1 pseudogene is annotated in these 374 nt (G+C 64.4%); it reads left to right on the top strand.

The features are described from left to right. Window positions 1–374: pseudogene (locus tag FFY45_RS16805) on the top strand (hypothetical protein); the annotation flags it as partial.

A 374-nucleotide genomic window follows, 5' to 3' on the forward strand; every position in this document is an offset into this window, starting at 1 on the left:
ATCGGCCTACGAGGTGCTGACAAGCGCGTTCGGCTACATGCAGGCGCCGCATTACGAATTGTTGATCCGCGCCCTGCCGGTTGCCTCGTACGAAACCGGCACCGCTCGTCTGGCCGGCGGCGGCAGCCTGATGACGGTGGGCAGCGTGTTCTCGCCATCGCAGGATGTGCAAACTGTGCAGAGCACGATCTTTCACGAGATGGGGCACCAATGGGTCGGCCAACTCAGCAACGGCGTCGAGCCGTGGTATGCGGAAGGCATGAACGTCTTCGTGCAGGCGACCCTGCCGTGCGCCTCCGGGCTGCACCCGATCGCGGCCTGCGCAAAGACCATCAACGACTGGGCGCGTTACTACTACACCAGCCCGGCGCGAC

Source organism: Xanthomonas hortorum, assembly GCF_011305375.1.
Lineage (GTDB): Bacteria > Pseudomonadota > Gammaproteobacteria > Xanthomonadales > Xanthomonadaceae > Xanthomonas > Xanthomonas hortorum_E.